The following is a 16,660-nucleotide window of genomic DNA, read 5'->3' as shown; positions in this document are numbered from 1 at the left end:
CCGGAAGTGGCCAGTATGGTGGTGCGCGCCGCCGAGCCGCCCGCAGTGAGGTCATGACGGGCGGCGGAGCCAACCGGGAGAACCTGACTTGAGTCGTGAAACTGACACCTCGTCCTCCGGGCCCAACGGGCGCGGCGGACCCGCCTACCCATCGGGAACCCCGCCGTACGGCATCCCGGCGGTGTCCGACGACCGTGCGGACGCGGGGCGTTCGGCCGCGCGGCCGGAGGAGCGCAAGACCGAGACCACGCTGACGACCCGGATCCGGATCAACATCCCCGGCTCCAGGCCGATTCCTCCGGTGGTCGTGCGCAAGCCCGTCTCCGAGGCCAAGGCCGAGGACACCGCCGAGGCGGGCACCGCCAGCGAGACGCAGCAGACGCCGGCCGCACCGGAGACCACGTCCCCCGCGGAGCCGGCCGCCGAACCCCCGGCGCAGCCCGAGGAGAAGACGGTCAGCGACTGGTTCGCGCCTCGCAAGTTCCCGGTGAAAAAGAGCGGTCAGAGCGGGGATGCGGCCAACACAACCGGATCGTCCGCCGGTTCGTCCACGGCGGGCGGGCCCGGCACGGGTCCCTCCGGTACGGGCACGTCCGGTACCGGTCCTTCCCGTACGGGTCCTTCCGGCACGGGGAGCGGACCCCTGGGCGCGGGTTCCTCCGGCGCCCGCCCCGGAGCCCGCCCCGGAGCCGGCTCCGCCAAGAGCACCGGGCTGCCCAGCGCCACCGGCGGCCCCGTCGCCCCCGGCCACGGCGGCGGCACCGACTCCCTCGACGTGACCGAGTCACTGCCGGTGCTGCGCCCCGACTTCCAGGACTTCCAGGAGTTCCAGGACGAGCAGAGCGGGCAGACCGGACAGGCCGGGCAGACCGGGCAGAGGGGACATGCCGGACAGAGCGCTCCCGGCGGCTTCGACGGCCCCGGCGGGCCGGGCGGTCCCCAGGGACCCGCGGGCCCGACCGGCGGCCCGGTCACCGGCGACGGCCGGCTGCGGCCGAACACCGCCGGCGGACCCGCGGGACACCCGGGCGGTGCTCCCGGCGCCCCGGGCGCTCCCGGCCCGTACGCACGTCCGGGAGGCGGGCTGAGCGACGACACCGCGGTCCTCACCCCGCAGAAGCCCGCACCGCGTCCCGGTGCGCGGAGGCACGGCGCCCAGGCGGACACCACCCGTGACATGCCGGTCATCACCCCCGGCGTGGGCGAGCCGTTCGACGACGGCCCCGGCTCCTTCGGGCACACCCCGCCGGGGGCGCCCGGGGAGGACCAGGACGACACCGCCGCCTCCACGGCCGCCCGGAAGAAGGGCCGCGGCAAGCTGCCCCTGCTCGTCGGCGGCGTGGTCCTCGTGGCCGGGGTCGCCTACGGCGCCGGGCTGCTGATGAACCGCTCCGACGTGCCCAAGGGCACCACCGTGCTCGGCGTCGACATCGGCGGCGGCACCCGCGACGAGGCGGTGAAGAAGCTCGACAGGGCCTTCGGCGAGCGGATGAACCAGCCGCTGAAGCTGTCGGTCGACGGCAAGACGGTCACCCTCAAGCCGGACCAGGCCGGCCTCCAGTTCGACACCCAGGCCACGGCCAGCGCGGCGGCGAAGAGCGACTACAACCCCGTCTCCGTGATCGGCTCCCTGTTCGGCAACCAGCGCGAGGTCGAGCCGCGCATGCCGGTCGACGAGGAGAAGCTGCAGGCCGCCCTGAAGGACGTCTCGGGCGGTGCCGGCTCGGTGGTCGAGGGCGGCATCAAGTTCGAGTCCGGCAAGGCCGTCCCCGTCTACGGCAAGCCGGGCAAGGGCATCGATGCGGCCCGTTCGACCGAGGCGATCCGGCAGGCGTACCGCACCCAGGTGGAGACGGGCTCGGCCGCACCGGTCCGGCTGCCCACCACCACCCAGCAGCCCACGGTCTCCGACGCCGAGGTCGACCGGATGATGGAGGAGTTCGCGGAGCCCGCGATGTCGGCCAACGTCATCGCGCGGACGGACGCGACCCACTTCATCGAGTTCAGCCCGCAGAAGTCCCTGTGGAAGTTCCTCAGGGTGAAGGCCGTGAACGGCAAGCTCGTCGACAGCCCCGACCTGAAGGTGCTCGAGGAGCTCTACGGGAAGGCCTTCGACGGCGTGCTGATCACCCGGGGCACCGGGGAGAAGACCCCCGTCACCCCCCAGGACGTGTACGGCGCTCTGCGCAAGGCCCTGGTGAGCAAGACCGACCGGGACGTCGTCATCGAGACGGACCCGAGCTGACCCCCGGGCCGGCCCGGACGCACGGAGCCGCCGCCCGCGCCGCGCGAGGGCACCCGGTCCGCACGGACGAGGGTGCCCTCGCGTCGTGTCACCCCGTACGCATGACATTTGTCATCCGGCAGTCAGGACCGCCGACACTGGCGGGCGTTTCCGCCCCTCGGCCAGCATGACGGCCATGACGACGACAGCGAAGACCGTCACCACGACCCCGGTGGTGGGGTTCGACCAGGTGACCAAGAGCTACGGCGACGTACGGGCCGTGGACGGGCTGACCCTCACCCTGCACCCGGGCGAGACCGTGGCCCTGCTCGGCCCGAACGGCGCGGGCAAGTCGACCACCCTCGACCTGCTGCTCGGGCTGAAGCGCCCCGACAGCGGCACGGTCAGGGTGTTCGGCACCAGCCCGCGCGAGGCGATCGTCGCCGGCCGGGTGGGCGCCATGCTGCAGAGCGGCGGGCTGATGGAGGAGGTCACCGTCGCCGAACTGGTGCGGCTCGCCTGCGCCCTGCACCCCAGGCGGTACGAGGTCGACGACGTGCTGGCCCGGGCCGGTATCTCCAAGATCGCCGACCGCAAGGTCAACAAGCTCTCCGGCGGCCAGGCCCAGCGCGTCCGCTTCGCCCTCGCCACCGCCGGCGACAGCGACCTGATCGTCCTGGACGAGCCGACCACCGGCATGGACGTCTCCGCCCGCCAGGCCTTCTGGGCGACCATGCGCGAGCAGGCCGACCAGGGCCGCACGGTCCTGTTCGCCACCCACTACCTGGAGGAGGCCGACGCCGTCGCCGACCGGGTGCTCGTCCTGCACCGGGGCCGGCTGCTGACCGACGGCACCGCCGCCGAGATCAAGGCCAAGGCGGGTGTGCGCCGCGTCTCCTTCGACCTCGAGGGCCCGGTGGACGAGACCGCCCTGCGCGGCCTGCCCTTCATCACCTCCATCGACATATCCGGCCAGACCGTTCGCATCCAGTCCGCCGACGCCGACGCGACCGTCCACGCCCTGTACGGGCTCGGCGTCCACCCCCGCAACCTCGAAGTCACCGGGCTCGGGCTCGAACAGGCATTCGTCGCCCTCACCGAGGCGGAGGAGGCCAGGCAGTCGTGAACGATCTCATCAGGCTGGAACTCGTCCGCGCCCTGCGCAACCGCAAGTTCCTGTTCTTCTCCGTGCTCTACCCCTCGATCCTGTTCCTGATCACCTCCAGCAGCGTGGACGGCGTGTCCGAGGTCGGCGACAGCGGCCTGACCCTGCCGGCGTACATGATGGTCTCGATGGCCTCCTTCGGCGCCCTGACCGCCGTGCTCATGGGCAACAGCGAGCGCATCGCCAAGGAGCGCGAGAGCGGCTGGGTGCGGCAGCTGCGGCTGACCTCCCTGCCCGGGCACGGCTACGTCCTCGCCAAGACCGCCGGTGCCGCCGTGGTGAGCCTGCCGTCCATCGTCGTCGTCTTCGTGGTCGCCGCGGCCGCCAAGGACGTACGCCTCGACGCCTGGCAGTGGCTCGCCCTCACCGGCGCGATCTGGGCCGGCAGCCTGGTCTTCGCCGCCCTCGGGGTCGCCATCGGCTACCTCGCCACCGGTGACGCGGTCCGGCCGATCACCATGATCGTCTACTTCGGCCTGTCGATGCTCGGCGGCCTGTGGATGCCGGCGACCACCTTCCCGCAGTGGCTGCAGGACATCGCCGAGTGGCTGCCCACCCACGCGTACGCCGCACTGGGGCAGGCCATCGAGCAGAGCCGGGCCCCGCACACCCAGGACATCGCCGTCCTCGCCGTCTCCTTCGTCCTCTTCACGGGCGGCGCGGCGTGGCTGTACCGGAAGGACACGCTGAAGGCGTGAGCGTCGGGACGGAGGACCGGAGGGGGGAGGACCGGGTGCGGGAAGAGGCCCGTGCGGAGCGGCCGGTACGCGTGGGGGAGCCCCCGCGCGACATCCGCGAGACACTGCGGAAAGGTCTGTGGATCGGCACCTGGCTGCTGTTCCTCAGCTCACCGGTGCACGACCTGGCCTCCGGCCGCCACAGCCCCGCCTGCATCGTGGCCGGCGGGGCGGGCCTGGCGGTCTTCGTCACCGTCTACCTGACACTGGTCTTCCGCCACATGGGCCGCCCCACCGGCCGGCTCATGGACCAGCGGTACGCCGGCGGACTGATCGCCGGACTGGGCATGCTCGCCCTCGTGCTGAGCCTCACGCTCGGCACGCACTGGCTCGGCCTGTTCGTCTACGTCTCGGTCTGCTGCGGGGCGGCGCTCCCCTCGGGCGCGGTGTACTGGACGGTCCCGCTGACCGGCGCCGTGATGGTGCTGACCGCCCTGCACCTGGGCGACAGGGACTTCTGGCAACTGCTCATGCTCGTCCTCCTCATCGGCTTCTCCATGGCCGGCGTACGGCAACTCGTGCGCACCACGGTCGAGCTGCGCCAGGCCCGCGCCACCGTCGCCCAGCTCGCCGCCAACGAGGAACGCCTGCGCCTCGCCCGCGACCTGCACGACCTGCTCGGGCACTCCCTCTCCCTGATCACGCTGAAGAGCGAGCTGGCCGGGCGCATGCTGCCCGACCACCCCGACAAGGCCGCCCAGCAGGTCGCCGACATCGAGCGGGTCAGCCGCCAGGCGCTGGTGGACGTCCGCGAGGCCGTCAGCGGCTACCGCCGCCCCCGCCTGTCCGCCGAACTGGCGGGCGCCCGGGTGGCCCTCACGGCCGCCGACGTCGTCGCGGACATACCCGCCGAACCCGACCTCACCGGCGTCCCCGAGGAGAGCGAGTCCGCCCTCGCCTGGGCGCTGCGCGAGGCGGTCACCAACGTCGTACGGCACAGCGGCGCGAGCCGCTGCACGGTGAACGTGGTCCGCCGCCAGACCCTGGACGGCCCGATCCTCGAACTCTCCGTCGAGGACAACGGCTCGGGAGGCCCGAGCGGTGCCGGGAGGGGGCACGGCAACGGCCTGACGGGTCTGACCGAGCGCCTCCAGAAGGCGGGCGGACAGCTGGAGGCGGGCCGCGTCAAGCACGGCTTCCGGCTCGTCGCCCGCGTGCCGCTCACGCCCGCCGCGGACGTAGGATCCCCGGCATGAGCAGCACGATCAAGGTTCTCCTGGCCGAGGACCAGTCGATGGTCCGCGAGGCGCTGGCCGCCCTGCTCGGCCTCGAGGACGACATCGAGGTCGTCGCCCAGGTCTCGCGCGGGGACGAGGTCGTGGCGGCGGCGCACGCCCACGACGTCGACGTGGCCCTGCTCGACATCGAGATGCCCGGCTGCACCGGCATCGAGGCCGCCGCCCGGCTCCACCAGGAGCTCCCCGCGCTGAAACTGGTCGTGCTCACCACCTTCGGCCGCCCCGGCTATCTGCGCAGCGCCATGGAGGCGGGCGCCGACGCGTTCCTGGTCAAGGACGCCCCGGCCGCCCAGCTCGCGGAGGCGATCCGCAAGGTCCTGGCCGGCGAGCGGGTCATCGACCCCACCCTGGCCGCGGCCGCCCTGGCCGAGGGCGCCAACCCCCTGACCGACCGCGAACGCGAACTCCTCCGGGCCGCCGCCGACGGCTCCACCAACGCGGAACTGGCCGCCGCCTTCCACCTCTCCCAGGGCACGGTCCGCAACCACCTCTCCACGGCGATCCAGAAACTGGCGGCCCGCAACAGAACCGAGGCGATACGCACGGCACGGGAGAAGGGCTGGCTGTGAACGCCGGGCAGGGCGGCCCGCCAGGGGCGCGGGGCTCCCGCGGCACGCGGCTCCGCCGTGCGGGCGCGTCCGGCCGCGGCGAACCCGCGCTCGCCGGCCGGTGAACCCCCGCGGCGCCCGGGCGGCGGGCCGCGGACCTCAGTTCAGCATCGCCCGCGCGGAGCGCGCCTGCTCCCGCACCCGCTCGGCCGCGGGCCGGTCCACCGCGGCCACGACATCGGCGTAGGCGTCGAGTTCCTCCGCCCCCCGCAGGAAGTCCCCCCGCTGCACCAGCAACTGCGCCCGCTCGTACCGCAGCCGCGCGGGGTGCGACGGCAGCAGCAGCGACAGCTCCACCGCCCACAGCGCCACGTCCGACCGCTCGGGCCGCACGGCCGCCCAGGCCCGGATGTTGTTCAGGATCCGCGCCACGACCTCCAGGGGCGTCGCCGGCGTCAGCATCGAGGGGTGCAGCGGCGCCCCCGTGGCCCCCAGCACCAGCAGCTCCGCGTCCGCCCCGGTCAGCACCCGTCCCCCGTCGAACGGATCCGCGAGCACCCGCTCGTGCTCCTGCCGCTCCGGAGTCCCGAACCCGACCACGAAATGCCCCGGCAGCGCGACCCCGTACACCGGCGCGCCCGCCCGCCGCGCGACCTCCATCCACACCACCGACAGCAGGATCGGCAGCCCGCGCCGCCGCACCAGCACCTTGTGCAGCAGCGAGGACTCCAGACGCTGGTAGTCCGCGGCGCAGCCGTGGAAGCCGCACCGCTCGCCCAGCAGCTCGCCCAGCGCCCGGGCCCAGGCCCGCGGCCCGCCCGGCCGGTACGGCAGCAGCCCCGCGAGCCGGTCCAGCTCGATCTGCACCGCGTCCATGCCCGCCTCGTCCAGCGCGCCGTCGCCCTCCGCGCCCACCAGCAGACACAGCGTCGTCAGATCGGGGCGCTCGGACCGCACCTCCTCGGCGAACCGGCGGCGCAGCTCGGCCGAGCGCTCGGGCGGCGGGGGATCAAGGGAACGCATGGCAGCCTCGTGCTCTTCCACGACGATCGCTACGACCGGACGGAACCAGCGTCCTGGGGCACCGTGCCCGGACCGGGGTCCGGCTCGCGGTAGTGGTGGTACGCGTGGTGCGCGGAGAAACCCAGCGCGCCGTACAGCGCACGCGCCGCCGTGTTGTCGGTCTCGACCTGCAACCAGGCCGCCGACGCACCCTCGTCGAGGGCCCGGCGGGCGAGTGCGGCGAGCACGGTGGTGGCGAGCCCCCGTCGTCGCAGCGCCGGATCCACCTCGACGGCGGAGAAGGACGCCCACCGCCCGTCGACGACACACCGTCCGATCGCCGCGGGCACCTCACCCTCGCCGGGCACGCTCGCGAACCACACCGACGGGCCGCTGCCCAGCACCCTCAGGGCCACCTCGCTCACCCCCTTGCGCCGGTACCGCGCAAGCCACGCCTCGTCGGCCGTACGGGACAGCACGACCCCGGAGCCCTCGGCCCGGTCCGCGACCGGCGCGAGCGCCCCGACCCACAGCTCGGCACTCACCTCGCGCACCCAGCCCCGCCGCTCCAGCTCCGCGCACAGCATCTCCTGCGTGCCCTCGGCTCCGGTGGCGGCCTGGATGTACGCGGGCAGGCCGCGCCTGCCGTACCAGCGTCGTACGAGGGCCAGTGCTTCGTCGAGCGGAAGACCGGGGTCGCCGAGCGGCAGGACGGAGTTGGCCCGGCGGGTGAAGCCCGTCCGCCGCCCGGCCACCGCCTCCTGCGAAGCGGCCTCGCGCGGCTCCTTCTCGGCCGCGGCCCGCAGCTCCCAGTCGCCCAGCCGTTCGCTCTCCAGCGGCTGCCAGGCCCGCGCCGCGGCCCGGGCGAGCTCCTCGAACGTGGCGGCCGGACCCCGGCGCCTGGCCGGCGCGGCCGGGACGACCTTGCCCGCGACCAGGGAGGATTCCAGGATGTGGACGGTCTCGCCGTTCCTTCGTGTGATCACCAGCACACCGTCGTCCCAGGAGGTGAGAACACCGACCGTGTCGGTGAACCTCGCGCCCGGCGTGCCGGGGTCGGCCACACGCCGTACGGAGACCCGTTTACCCACGTCAGCAGCGGTGATACGGACCTCGAGGTGCCCTGAAGAGGATATTTCCACGGGTCTGTCCACCCCTCCTGTTCGGATCATGCACCGGAACGGAGATACTAGGGGCGGGCATCGACGACGCCGCGCTCCCGCGCGCCAGGCGGCGGAGCCTGCCGAGGCCCGCCAGCGCCCTATTGAGGAGGAACGACAGCGTGACCTACGTCATCGCGCAGCCTTGTGTTGACGTCAAGGACAAGGCGTGCATCGAGGAGTGCCCGGTCGACTGCATCTACGAGGGCCAGCGGTCCTTGTACATCCACCCGGACGAATGCGTCGACTGCGGAGCCTGTGAGCCGGTCTGCCCGGTCGAGGCAATCTTCTACGAGGACGACGTGCCGGAGGAGTGGAAGGACTACTACAAGGCCAATGTCGAGTTCTTCGACGAGCTCGGCTCTCCCGGCGGTGCCAGCAAGCTCGGGCTGATCGAGCGCGACCACCCGATCGTCGCCGCCCTGCCGCCGCAGGCGTAAATCCAGTCCTCAGCGGCCCGCACACCGCGCCGCCTCGGTCCCGTACGGCCTTGACCGCCCCGAGCGTTCCGACCGCCGCACGGGACCGAGGCGTTTGCCGCAACCGAAAGTGAGCCTGAACCCGTGTCCGCACTCTCCGACCGGCTTCCCGTGTTTCCCTGGGACAAGCTGGAGCCGTACAAGAAAACGGCCGCGGCCCATCCGGACGGCATCGTCGACCTGTCGGTCGGCACCCCGGTGGACCCGGTCCCCGAACTGATCCAGAAGGCACTGGTCGGAGCGGCGGACTCCCCGGGCTACCCGACCGTATGGGGCACGCCCGGACTGCGCGATGCGATCACCGGCTGGGCCGAGCGCCGCCTCGGCGCGCGCGGGCTCACCCACCGGCACGTCCTGCCCGTCGTCGGTTCCAAGGAGCTGGTCGCCTGGCTCCCCACCCAGCTGGGCCTGGGCCCCGGCGACAAGGTGGCGTACCCGCGGCTGGCCTACCCCACCTACGAGGTCGGCGCCCGCCTGGCCCGCGCGGACCACGAGACCTACGACGATCCGACGGAGCTGGACCCGGCGCACCTGAAGCTGCTGTGGCTGAACTCGCCCTCCAACCCCACGGGCAAGGTCCTGAGCAAGGAGGAGCTCACCCGGATCGTCGCCTGGGCCCGTGAGCACGGCGTCCTCGTCCTGTCCGACGAGTGCTACCTGGAGCTGGGCTGGGAGGCGGACCCCGTCTCGGTGCTCCACCCGGACGTGAACGGCGGCTCGTACGACGGCATAGTCGCCGTCCACTCCCTCTCCAAGCGTTCCAACCTGGCCGGCTACCGCGCCGCCTTCCTGGTCGGCGACCCGGCCGTCCTCGGCCCGCTGCTCCAGATCCGCAAGCACGGCGGCATGATGACCCCGGCGCCCACCCAGGCGGCGGCGGTGGCCGCCCTGAACGACGACACCCACGTCCACGAGCAGCGCGAACGCTACGCCGCCCGTCGCGCCGTCCTGCGCCGGGCCCTGCTCTCCCACGGCTTCCGCATCGAGCACAGCGAGGCGAGCCTCTACCTCTGGGCCACACGGGACGAGCCCTGCTGGGACACGGTCGCCCACCTGGCCGGCCTGGGCATCCTGGTGGCCCCCGGCGACTTCTACGGCCCGGCGGGCGCCTCCTTCGTCCGCGTGGCCCTGACGGCCACGGACGAGCGGGTGGCGGCGGCAGCGGCACGGCTGGGCTGACGGCGCGCACCTCCTCGGGCGGACGTGCGGGGTGCGCCCGCAGACGTACGCGGAGTACGCGGAGTACCCGGAATACGGAGTATCCGGAATACGCGGACTACGAGAACCGCACGGACTGTGCGGACACCGCCCGGCACGCCGGGAGCACGCACCCGGCGCCGCGGGGCCGTCCCTCAATGCCTGACCGTGGTGATGCGGACCACGCCCGCGCCCCGCTCCGCTCCCGCGGCTCCCCGCGTCCTCACCATCCGCCACCGGCCGTCGGCCGTTCCCGCCCGCCACTCGTGGCCGGCGTACGAGACCCGCTCGATGTGCAGCGCGGAGGCGTTGGCCACCGCCCAGTGCGCGAACTGCCATCCCCGCTGCCGGGCACTGCGCCCGGCGGCGGCCGTGCCGTCCGGCACGGGCAGCGTCACGGTCCGCCCCTTGGCGTCCGCGGGCCGGCGGGGCGCGGGCGACGGGCCGGAGTCCACCTCCGCGCCGACCTCCTGCATCACGTCCTGTCCGAAGTCCCGTACCAGTGCGGCGCGCACCGCGTCGGGGCCGCCGCCGGACCGGGTGACGCTGGGGGTGCCCCGGCAGGTCAGCGTGGCCGTGGAGCGCCCGGTGAGCGCGGCGGCGAGCAGCGTCGCGCCCGGCTCGTGCTTGGCGTACGCCTGCGGAAAACCGCTGCGCTGCACCCGCTGGGCGGCCACGGTGAGCGGCAGCCTCGTGTAGCCGGGGACCTTGGCCAGGTGGTCGTAGAAGATCCCCGCCGAGTACGTCGGGTCCATGATCTCCTCCGGCGTGCCCCAGCCCTGCGAGGGACGCTGCTGGAACAGGCCGAGGGAGTCCCGGTCGCCGTAGTCGATGTTGCGCAGGGACGACTCCTGGATCGCGGTGGCCAGTGCGATGGTCACCGCGCGCTCGGGCATACCGCGTCCGGTGCCGACGGCCGCGATCGTCGCCGCGTTCCTCGCCTGCTCCGGGGTGAGCCGGTACGAGGCGCCGTCGCCCTTGCCGGAGACGACCTCGCAGGCCGGGCCTCCGGCGCGCCCGGTGATGTACTGCAACGAGATGTAACCCACGAGTGCGAGCATGACGGCGAAGGCCGACCCGAACCGAAGGAGACGGCCACGGGGCTTGGATGACAGGGACGGGGCACGCACGGTCTACAAGGTACTTGAGATCGCGGGGGCTGCTGAGCCGGGTGCGGAGAACCGGTGAGGGCACACGGCGGCGGCGCGGAAACGATGCGCGGGTTAGGGTCAACCGCATGGCCGATACCACACTTGACCTCACGTTGGACGCCGCTCGGCTGACCGCGCGGCTCGTCGACCTCCCCTCGGAGAGCGGCACGGAGAAGCCGCTGGCCGACGCGATCGAGGACGCCCTGCGTGAGCTGCCGCACCTGACGGTGGACCGCTTCGGCAACAACGTCGTGGCCCGGACGGACCTGGGCCGCTCCGAGCGGGTGATCCTGGCCGGCCACATCGACACCGTCCCGATCGCCGGCAATGTGCCGTCCCGGCTGGACGAGGACGGAGTGCTGTGGGGCTGCGGCACCTGCGACATGAAGTCCGGTGTGGCGGTGCAGCTGCGCATCGCGGCCACGGTTCCGGCCCCCAACCGCGACCTGACCTTCGTCTTCTACGACAACGAGGAGGTCGCCGCCGAGCTGAACGGCCTCAAGCACATCGCCGAGGCGCACCCGGAATGGCTCCGCGGCGACTTCGCGGTGCTGCTGGAGCCCACCGACGGCGAGGTGGAGGGCGGCTGCCAGGGCACCCTGCGGATGCTGCTGAAGACCAAGGGCGAGCGGGCCCACTCGGCACGCGGCTGGATGGGCTCCAACGCCATCCACGCGGCCGCACCGATCCTCAGGCGCCTCGCGGAGTACACGCCGCGCCACCCGGTGATCGACGGCCTGGAGTACCGGGAGGGCCTGAACGCGGTCGGGATCTTTGGCGGGGTGGCGGGCAACGTCATCCCCGACGAGTGCGTGGTTTCGGTCAACTTCCGCTACGCCCCGGACCGCAGTGAGGAGGAGGCCGTCGCCCACGTCCGCGAGGTCTTCGCGGACTGCGGGGTCGAGGAGTTCGTGGTCGAGGACCACAGCGGCGGCGCCCTGCCGGGCCTGAACCACCCGGCCGCGGCGGCGTTCATCGAGGCGGTCGGCGGCACCCCGCGGCCCAAGTACGGCTGGACGGACGTTTCGCGCTTCTCGGCCCTGGGCATCCCCGCGGTCAACTACGGTCCCGGCAATCCGCACCTGGCGCACAAGCGGGACGAGCGGGTGGACACGGCCAGGATCCTTGAGGGCGAGGAGCGGCTGCGGGCCTGGTTGACGAGCTGACCGGCACCCCGGGAGGCGGACCCAGGACGTTTCACGGCGGACAGGTTCGCTTCCTTCGCCGGTAACCCGCGCAGATCTACGCTGGGCTGGAACGTTCGGCAAGAGAAGGGAGTGCACATGCCAACCGGCAATCCCGAGGGCAAGAAGCAGCCACCGGACGAGCGGCGCCTGGGCCCCGTTCTGCGGCGCCGGGATCAGGTCCAGAAGAGCACCACGGACCAGCGGCTGCTGGACGAGCGCGCTCCCGCCGACTGGGTTCACACGGATCCCTGGCGCGTTCTGCGCATCCAGTCGGAGTTCATCGAGGGGTTCGGCACGCTGGCCGAACTCCCGCCCGCGATCAGCGTGTTCGGCTCGGCCCGGACCGCGGAGGGCACACCGGAGTACGAGATCGGGGTCCGGCTGGGCCGCGGTCTGGCCGAGGCGGGCTTCGCGGTGATCACGGGCGGTGGCCCGGGCGCCATGGAGGCGGCCAACAAGGGCGCACTGGAGGCCGGGGGCCTCTCGGTGGGGCTGGGCATCGAGCTGCCCTTCGAGCAGGGGCTGAACCCCTACGTCGACATCGGCCTCAACTTCCGCTACTTCTTCGTCCGCAAGCTGATGTTCGTCAAGTACGCGCAGGGCTTCGTGGTCCTGCCCGGCGGCCTCGGCACCCTGGACGAACTTTTCGAGGCCCTCACCCTCGTCCAGACCCAGAAGGTCACCCGCTTCCCGATCGTCCTGTTCGGCACCGCCTACTGGGGCGGCCTGGTCGACTGGCTCGCCAACACCCTCGTCGCCGAGGGCAAGGCGGCGAAGGAGGACCTCTCCCTGTTCCACCTGACGGACGACGTGGAGGAGGCGGTGGCCCTGATGTCGAAGGAGGCGGGCAAGTAACCCGCCGTTCGTCTCCTCGCTTTCCCGAGCCCTTGAGCCCTTGGGCCCTTGAGCCCTTGGGCCTTTGGGACGGGGGCCGACGGGCACGGGCCCCACGGCCCGGGGATCCCCCGGCACGGCACGGGGACCACGGGTCACGGCACCGGGACTACGCGAGCCCCCGACGGGCGACCGCCGGAGGCCGGTGCCCCGCGATGGACGCCACCATGTCCACCACCTGCCGGGTCTCGGCAACCTCGTGCACCCGGTACACCTGCGCTCCCAGCCACGCCGAGACAGCGGTGGTCGCGAGCGTCCCCACCAGCCGCTCCTTCACCGGCTTGTCCAGCGTCTCGCCCACGAAGTCCTTGTTGGACAAGGACACCAGCACGGGCCACCCGGTGGCGACCATCTCTCCCAGCCGCCGGGTGGCCTCCAGGCTGTGCCGCGTGTTCTTCCCGAAGTCGTGTCCCGGGTCGATCAGCACCGACTCCCGGGGCACGCCCAGCGCCACCGCCCGCTCGGCCAGCCCCACGGTCGCCCGCAGGATGTCGGCCATGACGTCGTCGTACGCCACCCGGTGCGGCCGGGTCCGGGGCTGCGCGCCCCCCGTGTGCACGCACACCAGCCCGACCTTGTACCGCGCCGCGACCTCGGCGAGCCGCGGATCCGCCCCGCCCCACGCGTCGTTCAGCAGATCGGCTCCCGCCTCGCAGACCGCCTCGCCGACCTCGGCCCGCCAGGTGTCGACGCTGATGATCACGTCGGGGAACCGCCGCCGCACCTCGGCGACGAAGCCGGCCGTCCGCCGCACCTCCTCCTCGACGGTCACCTCCGCGCCCGGCCCGGCCTTCACCCCGCCGATGTCGATGATCTCCGCACCCTCGGCGACCGCCTGTTCCACGCGCGCGAGGGCCGGCTCGTCGCGGAACGTCGCCCCCTGGTCGTAGAAGGAGTCCGGGGTCCGGTTCACGATCGCCATGATCACCGGTTCGTGCGCGCCGAATTCACGCCCGCCCAGTCTGAGCATCCCCTGTGGCCTCCTCGTACGTCCCGGTGTCTTACGGCTCTTCGACCGTCTGCGACCCTAACCGTCAGCGTCGCATGGCACGATCGGACCCACACACATACGACAGACTCCGTGGGGACCCCAGCGATGGTTATGTTCTTGTTCCTGGTCGTCGCGCTCGCCGTCGTGGTCGCTGCGGTGACCCTCGCGGTGGTGGGCGGCGGCGAGGGCTCCGGTCCGCTGCCCGAGGTGGCGCCGGAGCGGTTCCAGGACCCGCTGCCGCCGGACCGTCCGGTGAACCGCGCGGACGTGGAGGGGCTGCGCTTCCCGCTCGCCCTGAGGGGGTACCGCATGGCCGACGTGGACGACGCCCTCAGCCGCCTCGGCGCCGAACTCGCCGAGCGCGACGCGCGGATCGCCGATCTGGAGTCCGCACTGGCCGGCGCCCGGGCCGCCGCCCACGCCCGCTCGGCCGGGTCCGAGCCGGAGGAGCAGCGGTGACGGACAGCGCGGTGCAGGAAGGCGCGGTCCAGGACGACGCGGTACGGGACGGCACGGTGGCCGGAGCCGCGGTCGCCGGCCCGGACGGAGCCCTCCGCTGCCCCTGGGCGCTGTCCGCGGCGGAGTACGTGACGTACCACGACGAGGAGTGGGGCCGCCCGGTCCACGGCGACGACGCGCTCTTCGAACGGCTCGCGCTGGAGGCGTTCCAGTCCGGCCTGTCCTGGATCACCATCCTGCGCCGCCGCCCCGGCTTCCGCGCCGCCTTCGCCGGCTTCAGGATCGCGGCGGTCGCGGCGTTCACGGAGGCCGACCGTGAGCGCCTGCTCGCCGACCCGGGCATCATCCGCAACCGCGCCAAGATCGACGCGACGCTCGCCAACGCGCGCGTGCTCGCCGAGTGGTCCCCCGGCGAGCTGGACGCCCTGATCTGGTCCTACGCCCCCGACCCGGCCGGCCGCCCGGCCCCGAGGACCCTCGCCGACGTCCCGGCGGTCACCCCCGAGTCCACGGCCCTGGCCAAGGCCCTGAAGAAACGCGGGCTGCGCTTCGTCGGCCCGACGACGGCGTACGCCCTGATGCAGGCGTGCGGCCTGGTCGACGACCACCTCGCGGACTGCGTGGCGCGCCGCCCCTGACCCCGGCCGGGGCGGCGCCGGATGCGGCCGGGTCAGCGGCCCAGGTACTTCGGCTTCTCCTTGTTGACGAACGCCTGCACGGCGATGGCGTGGTCCTCGGACAGCCCCGCCCGGGTCTGGAGCTCGTCCTCCTTCTGGAGGGTCTCCTCCAGGGAGTGCGTCAGGCCGTACGCCACCGACTCCTTCAGCGCCGCGTACGCCAGCGTCGGGCCCTCGGCCAGCGCCCGCGCCACCTTCTCGGCCTCGGCCCGCAGTTCGGCGGCCGGCACGACCCGGTTGGCGATGCCCAGCTCCAGGGCGTTCTGCGCGGTGATGGTGCGCGGGAAGAGCAGCAGGTCGGTGGCCCGGGAGGGGCCGACCACCCGCGGCAGGGTCCAGGAGATGCCGGAGTCGGCGGTGAGCGCGACCCCCGCGAAGGACGTGTTGAAGGACGCCGTGTCCGCCACGATCCGGTAGTCGGCGGCGAGCGCGAAGCCGAAGCCCGCCCCGGCCGCGACCCCGTTCACCGCGGCGACCACCGGCTTCGGCGCGCCCGCCAGCGCCCGCACGATCGGGTTGTAGTGCTCCCGCACGGTGCTCATCACCTGCCCCGACCCGGTCTCCCGGTCGGCGGTCAGCAGCTTGATGTGCTCCTTGAGGTCCTGGCCCACGCAGAACGCGCGGTCACCGGCGGCGGTCAGCAGCACCGCGCGGACGGTGTCGTCGTCCGCCGCGGACCGGGCCGCGTCCCGGAGAGCGACCTTGGTGGCGACGTCCAGCGCGTTCATCGCCTCGGGACGGTTCAGCGTGATCGTCGCAAGCCCGTCGCTCACCTCGTAGAGCACGGTGTCGGTCATGGGGCATCCCCTTCGATGTCGCCGCTGTGACGTACCGCTGCACGGATCGCCGCACGGTGGTGCGAGCTCCGTACGGACTGTTGTACTGATGGTTGTACCGGTCGGTACATCCTGTGTCCGAAGGACAGCATGACGGAGATCATCGGCTGTGGCGCGGGGTGGAGATGTGACCTGCGTCAAACACATTCGGGGAATCCGCCGCCGTCAGGAACCCGCGCAAGCGCGCAGTATCGCAGCCACATCGCCGAATTGAGTGGTTTTGCTCGCGCTCGTTGCCCAAGCGATGCCGACCGATGTTGGTCATCGGGTCCTGTGATGCGGGATAATGGCTGGGAAGCAATGTGTTCGATGCCGGTGGCGCGTGTCCTGGCCCGGTCCGGACGGGGACCACGCGCGTGCCCACACGGTGGGCCGTCGGCTTTGACGATTGAGCTGGGTTTCAGGAAGGGGAACGAGCATGGCGGCCATGAAGCCGCGGACGGGCGATGGCCCGCTCGAGGTGACCAAGGAGGGGCGGGGCATCGTCATGCGCGTTCCGCTCGAAGGCGGCGGTCGGCTCGTCGTCGAGCTGACTCCTGACGAGGCCGACGCGCTCGGCGACGCCCTCAAGAAGGTCGTCAGCTGACGCGCAGGCGATCACAGCCTTTTTCGGCCGCCCCGGCACCCGCGCACGGTGCCGGGGCGGCTGCTCGTCGTGAGCGGGACGCAGGGCCGGCGGCACGGGCACACGGCCCGGACGCCGGCGCCCGGCGCG

General features: G+C 72.8%; 17 protein-coding genes. 12 read left to right on the top strand and 5 right to left on the bottom strand.

Features of this window, described 5'->3' with window-relative positions:
• The first annotated feature begins 88 nt into the window (after nucleotides 1-88).
• The 5 genes from ABD224_RS17815 (at nucleotide 89) to ABD224_RS17795 (ending at nucleotide 5,933) form a co-directional block, all read left to right on the top strand.
• Entirely contained in the window at nucleotides 89-2,245 is a 2,157-nt protein-coding gene (locus ABD224_RS17815; RefSeq protein WP_344050912.1) for a peptidoglycan binding domain-containing protein, read from the top strand.
• Nucleotides 2,246-2,420: 175 nt separating this feature from the next.
• Nucleotides 2,421-3,350: an ABC transporter ATP-binding protein gene (locus ABD224_RS17810; RefSeq protein WP_344050910.1), complete on the top strand. Its 930-nt coding sequence runs from the start codon at nucleotides 2,421-2,423 to the stop codon at nucleotides 3,348-3,350.
• Nucleotides 3,347-4,087: an ABC transporter permease gene (locus ABD224_RS17805; protein ID WP_344050908.1), complete on the top strand. Its 741-nt coding sequence runs from the start codon at nucleotides 3,347-3,349 to the stop codon at nucleotides 4,085-4,087. The genes ABD224_RS17810 and ABD224_RS17805 overlap by 4 nt, the downstream gene beginning before the upstream one ends.
• A complete protein-coding gene (locus ABD224_RS17800; protein WP_425580997.1) occupies nucleotides 4,084-5,322 on the top strand; it encodes a sensor histidine kinase in 1,239 nt (412 codons plus the stop codon). Before ABD224_RS17805 ends, ABD224_RS17800 begins: the two co-directional genes overlap by 4 nt.
• Nucleotides 5,319-5,933, top strand: a complete 615-nt coding sequence (locus tag ABD224_RS17795; RefSeq protein ID WP_344050906.1) for a response regulator — start codon at nucleotides 5,319-5,321, stop codon at nucleotides 5,931-5,933. Before ABD224_RS17800 ends, ABD224_RS17795 begins: the two co-directional genes overlap by 4 nt.
• Nucleotides 5,934-6,071: 138 nt before the next feature.
• Here the strand turns inward: ABD224_RS17795 and ABD224_RS17790 are convergent, their stop codons facing one another.
• Both ABD224_RS17790 and ABD224_RS17785 read right to left on the bottom strand, forming a co-directional pair.
• Nucleotides 6,072-6,935, bottom strand: a complete 864-nt coding sequence (locus ABD224_RS17790; RefSeq protein WP_344050904.1) for a transglutaminase family protein — start codon at nucleotides 6,933-6,935, stop codon at nucleotides 6,072-6,074.
• A 29-nt stretch (nucleotides 6,936-6,964) separates the two neighbouring features.
• On the bottom strand, nucleotides 6,965-8,056 hold the full coding sequence (locus ABD224_RS17785) for a GNAT family N-acetyltransferase (protein ID WP_425580996.1): 1,092 nt from the start codon (nucleotides 8,054-8,056) through the stop codon (nucleotides 6,965-6,967).
• A 140-nt stretch (nucleotides 8,057-8,196) separates the two neighbouring features.
• Here ABD224_RS17785 and fdxA point away from each other — a divergent pair, with 140 nt between their 5' ends.
• Complete coding sequence (gene fdxA / locus ABD224_RS17780) at nucleotides 8,197-8,514, top strand: ferredoxin (RefSeq protein ID WP_344050900.1); 318 nt, start codon at nucleotides 8,197-8,199, stop codon at nucleotides 8,512-8,514.
• 123 nt (nucleotides 8,515-8,637) lie between these two features.
• Nucleotides 8,638-9,732, top strand: coding sequence for a bifunctional succinyldiaminopimelate transaminase/glutamate-prephenate aminotransferase (locus ABD224_RS17775; protein ID WP_344050898.1), 1,095 nt, complete (start codon nucleotides 8,638-8,640; stop codon nucleotides 9,730-9,732).
• A 173-nt stretch (nucleotides 9,733-9,905) separates the two neighbouring features.
• On the opposite strand, the gene ABD224_RS17770 is transcribed toward ABD224_RS17775, so the two are convergent.
• Nucleotides 9,906-10,880: a VldE C-terminal domain-containing protein gene (locus tag ABD224_RS17770; RefSeq protein WP_344050896.1), complete on the bottom strand. Its 975-nt coding sequence runs from the start codon at nucleotides 10,878-10,880 to the stop codon at nucleotides 9,906-9,908.
• Between the two features lie 107 nt (nucleotides 10,881-10,987).
• Here ABD224_RS17770 and dapE point away from each other — a divergent pair, with 107 nt between their 5' ends.
• Together dapE and ABD224_RS17760 are read left to right on the top strand one after the other, a co-directional pair.
• Nucleotides 10,988-12,067: a succinyl-diaminopimelate desuccinylase gene (dapE, locus tag ABD224_RS17765; RefSeq protein ID WP_344050894.1), complete on the top strand. Its 1,080-nt coding sequence runs from the start codon at nucleotides 10,988-10,990 to the stop codon at nucleotides 12,065-12,067.
• Between the two features lie 117 nt (nucleotides 12,068-12,184).
• Entirely contained in the window at nucleotides 12,185-12,943 is a 759-nt protein-coding gene (locus ABD224_RS17760) for an LOG family protein (RefSeq protein ID WP_344050892.1), read from the top strand.
• A 148-nt stretch (nucleotides 12,944-13,091) separates the two neighbouring features.
• On the opposite strand, the gene folP is transcribed toward ABD224_RS17760, so the two are convergent.
• Nucleotides 13,092-13,952 (bottom strand): dihydropteroate synthase, encoded by an 861-nt coding sequence (gene folP / locus ABD224_RS17755; protein WP_067397612.1) that lies wholly within the window; start codon nucleotides 13,950-13,952, stop codon nucleotides 13,092-13,094.
• 126 nt (nucleotides 13,953-14,078) lie between these two features.
• Between folP and ABD224_RS17750 the strand changes: the two genes are divergently transcribed.
• Both ABD224_RS17750 and ABD224_RS17745 read left to right on the top strand, forming a co-directional pair.
• A complete protein-coding gene (locus tag ABD224_RS17750) occupies nucleotides 14,079-14,432 on the top strand; it encodes a DivIVA domain-containing protein (RefSeq protein ID WP_344050889.1) in 354 nt (117 codons plus the stop codon).
• A 56-nt stretch (nucleotides 14,433-14,488) separates the two neighbouring features.
• Nucleotides 14,489-15,070 (top strand): DNA-3-methyladenine glycosylase I, encoded by a 582-nt coding sequence (locus ABD224_RS17745; protein ID WP_344050988.1) that lies wholly within the window; start codon nucleotides 14,489-14,491, stop codon nucleotides 15,068-15,070.
• A 32-nt stretch (nucleotides 15,071-15,102) separates the two neighbouring features.
• On the opposite strand, the gene chcB is transcribed toward ABD224_RS17745, so the two are convergent.
• Entirely contained in the window at nucleotides 15,103-15,906 is an 804-nt protein-coding gene (gene chcB / locus ABD224_RS17740) for a 2-cyclohexenylcarbonyl CoA isomerase (protein ID WP_344050887.1), read from the bottom strand.
• A 457-nt stretch (nucleotides 15,907-16,363) separates the two neighbouring features.
• Between chcB and ABD224_RS17735 the strand changes: the two genes are divergently transcribed.
• Nucleotides 16,364-16,531: a DUF3117 domain-containing protein gene (locus tag ABD224_RS17735; RefSeq protein ID WP_018834979.1), complete on the top strand. Its 168-nt coding sequence runs from the start codon at nucleotides 16,364-16,366 to the stop codon at nucleotides 16,529-16,531.
• The last annotated feature ends 129 nt before the right edge of the window (nucleotides 16,532-16,660 follow it).

The organism is Streptomyces thermoalcalitolerans (genome assembly GCF_039525155.1).
GTDB classification, from domain to species: domain Bacteria; phylum Actinomycetota; class Actinomycetes; order Streptomycetales; family Streptomycetaceae; genus Streptomyces; species Streptomyces thermovulgaris.
The sequence above is the reverse complement of the archived record's forward strand: the minus strand, read 5'-3'. Positions and strand labels throughout refer to the sequence as shown.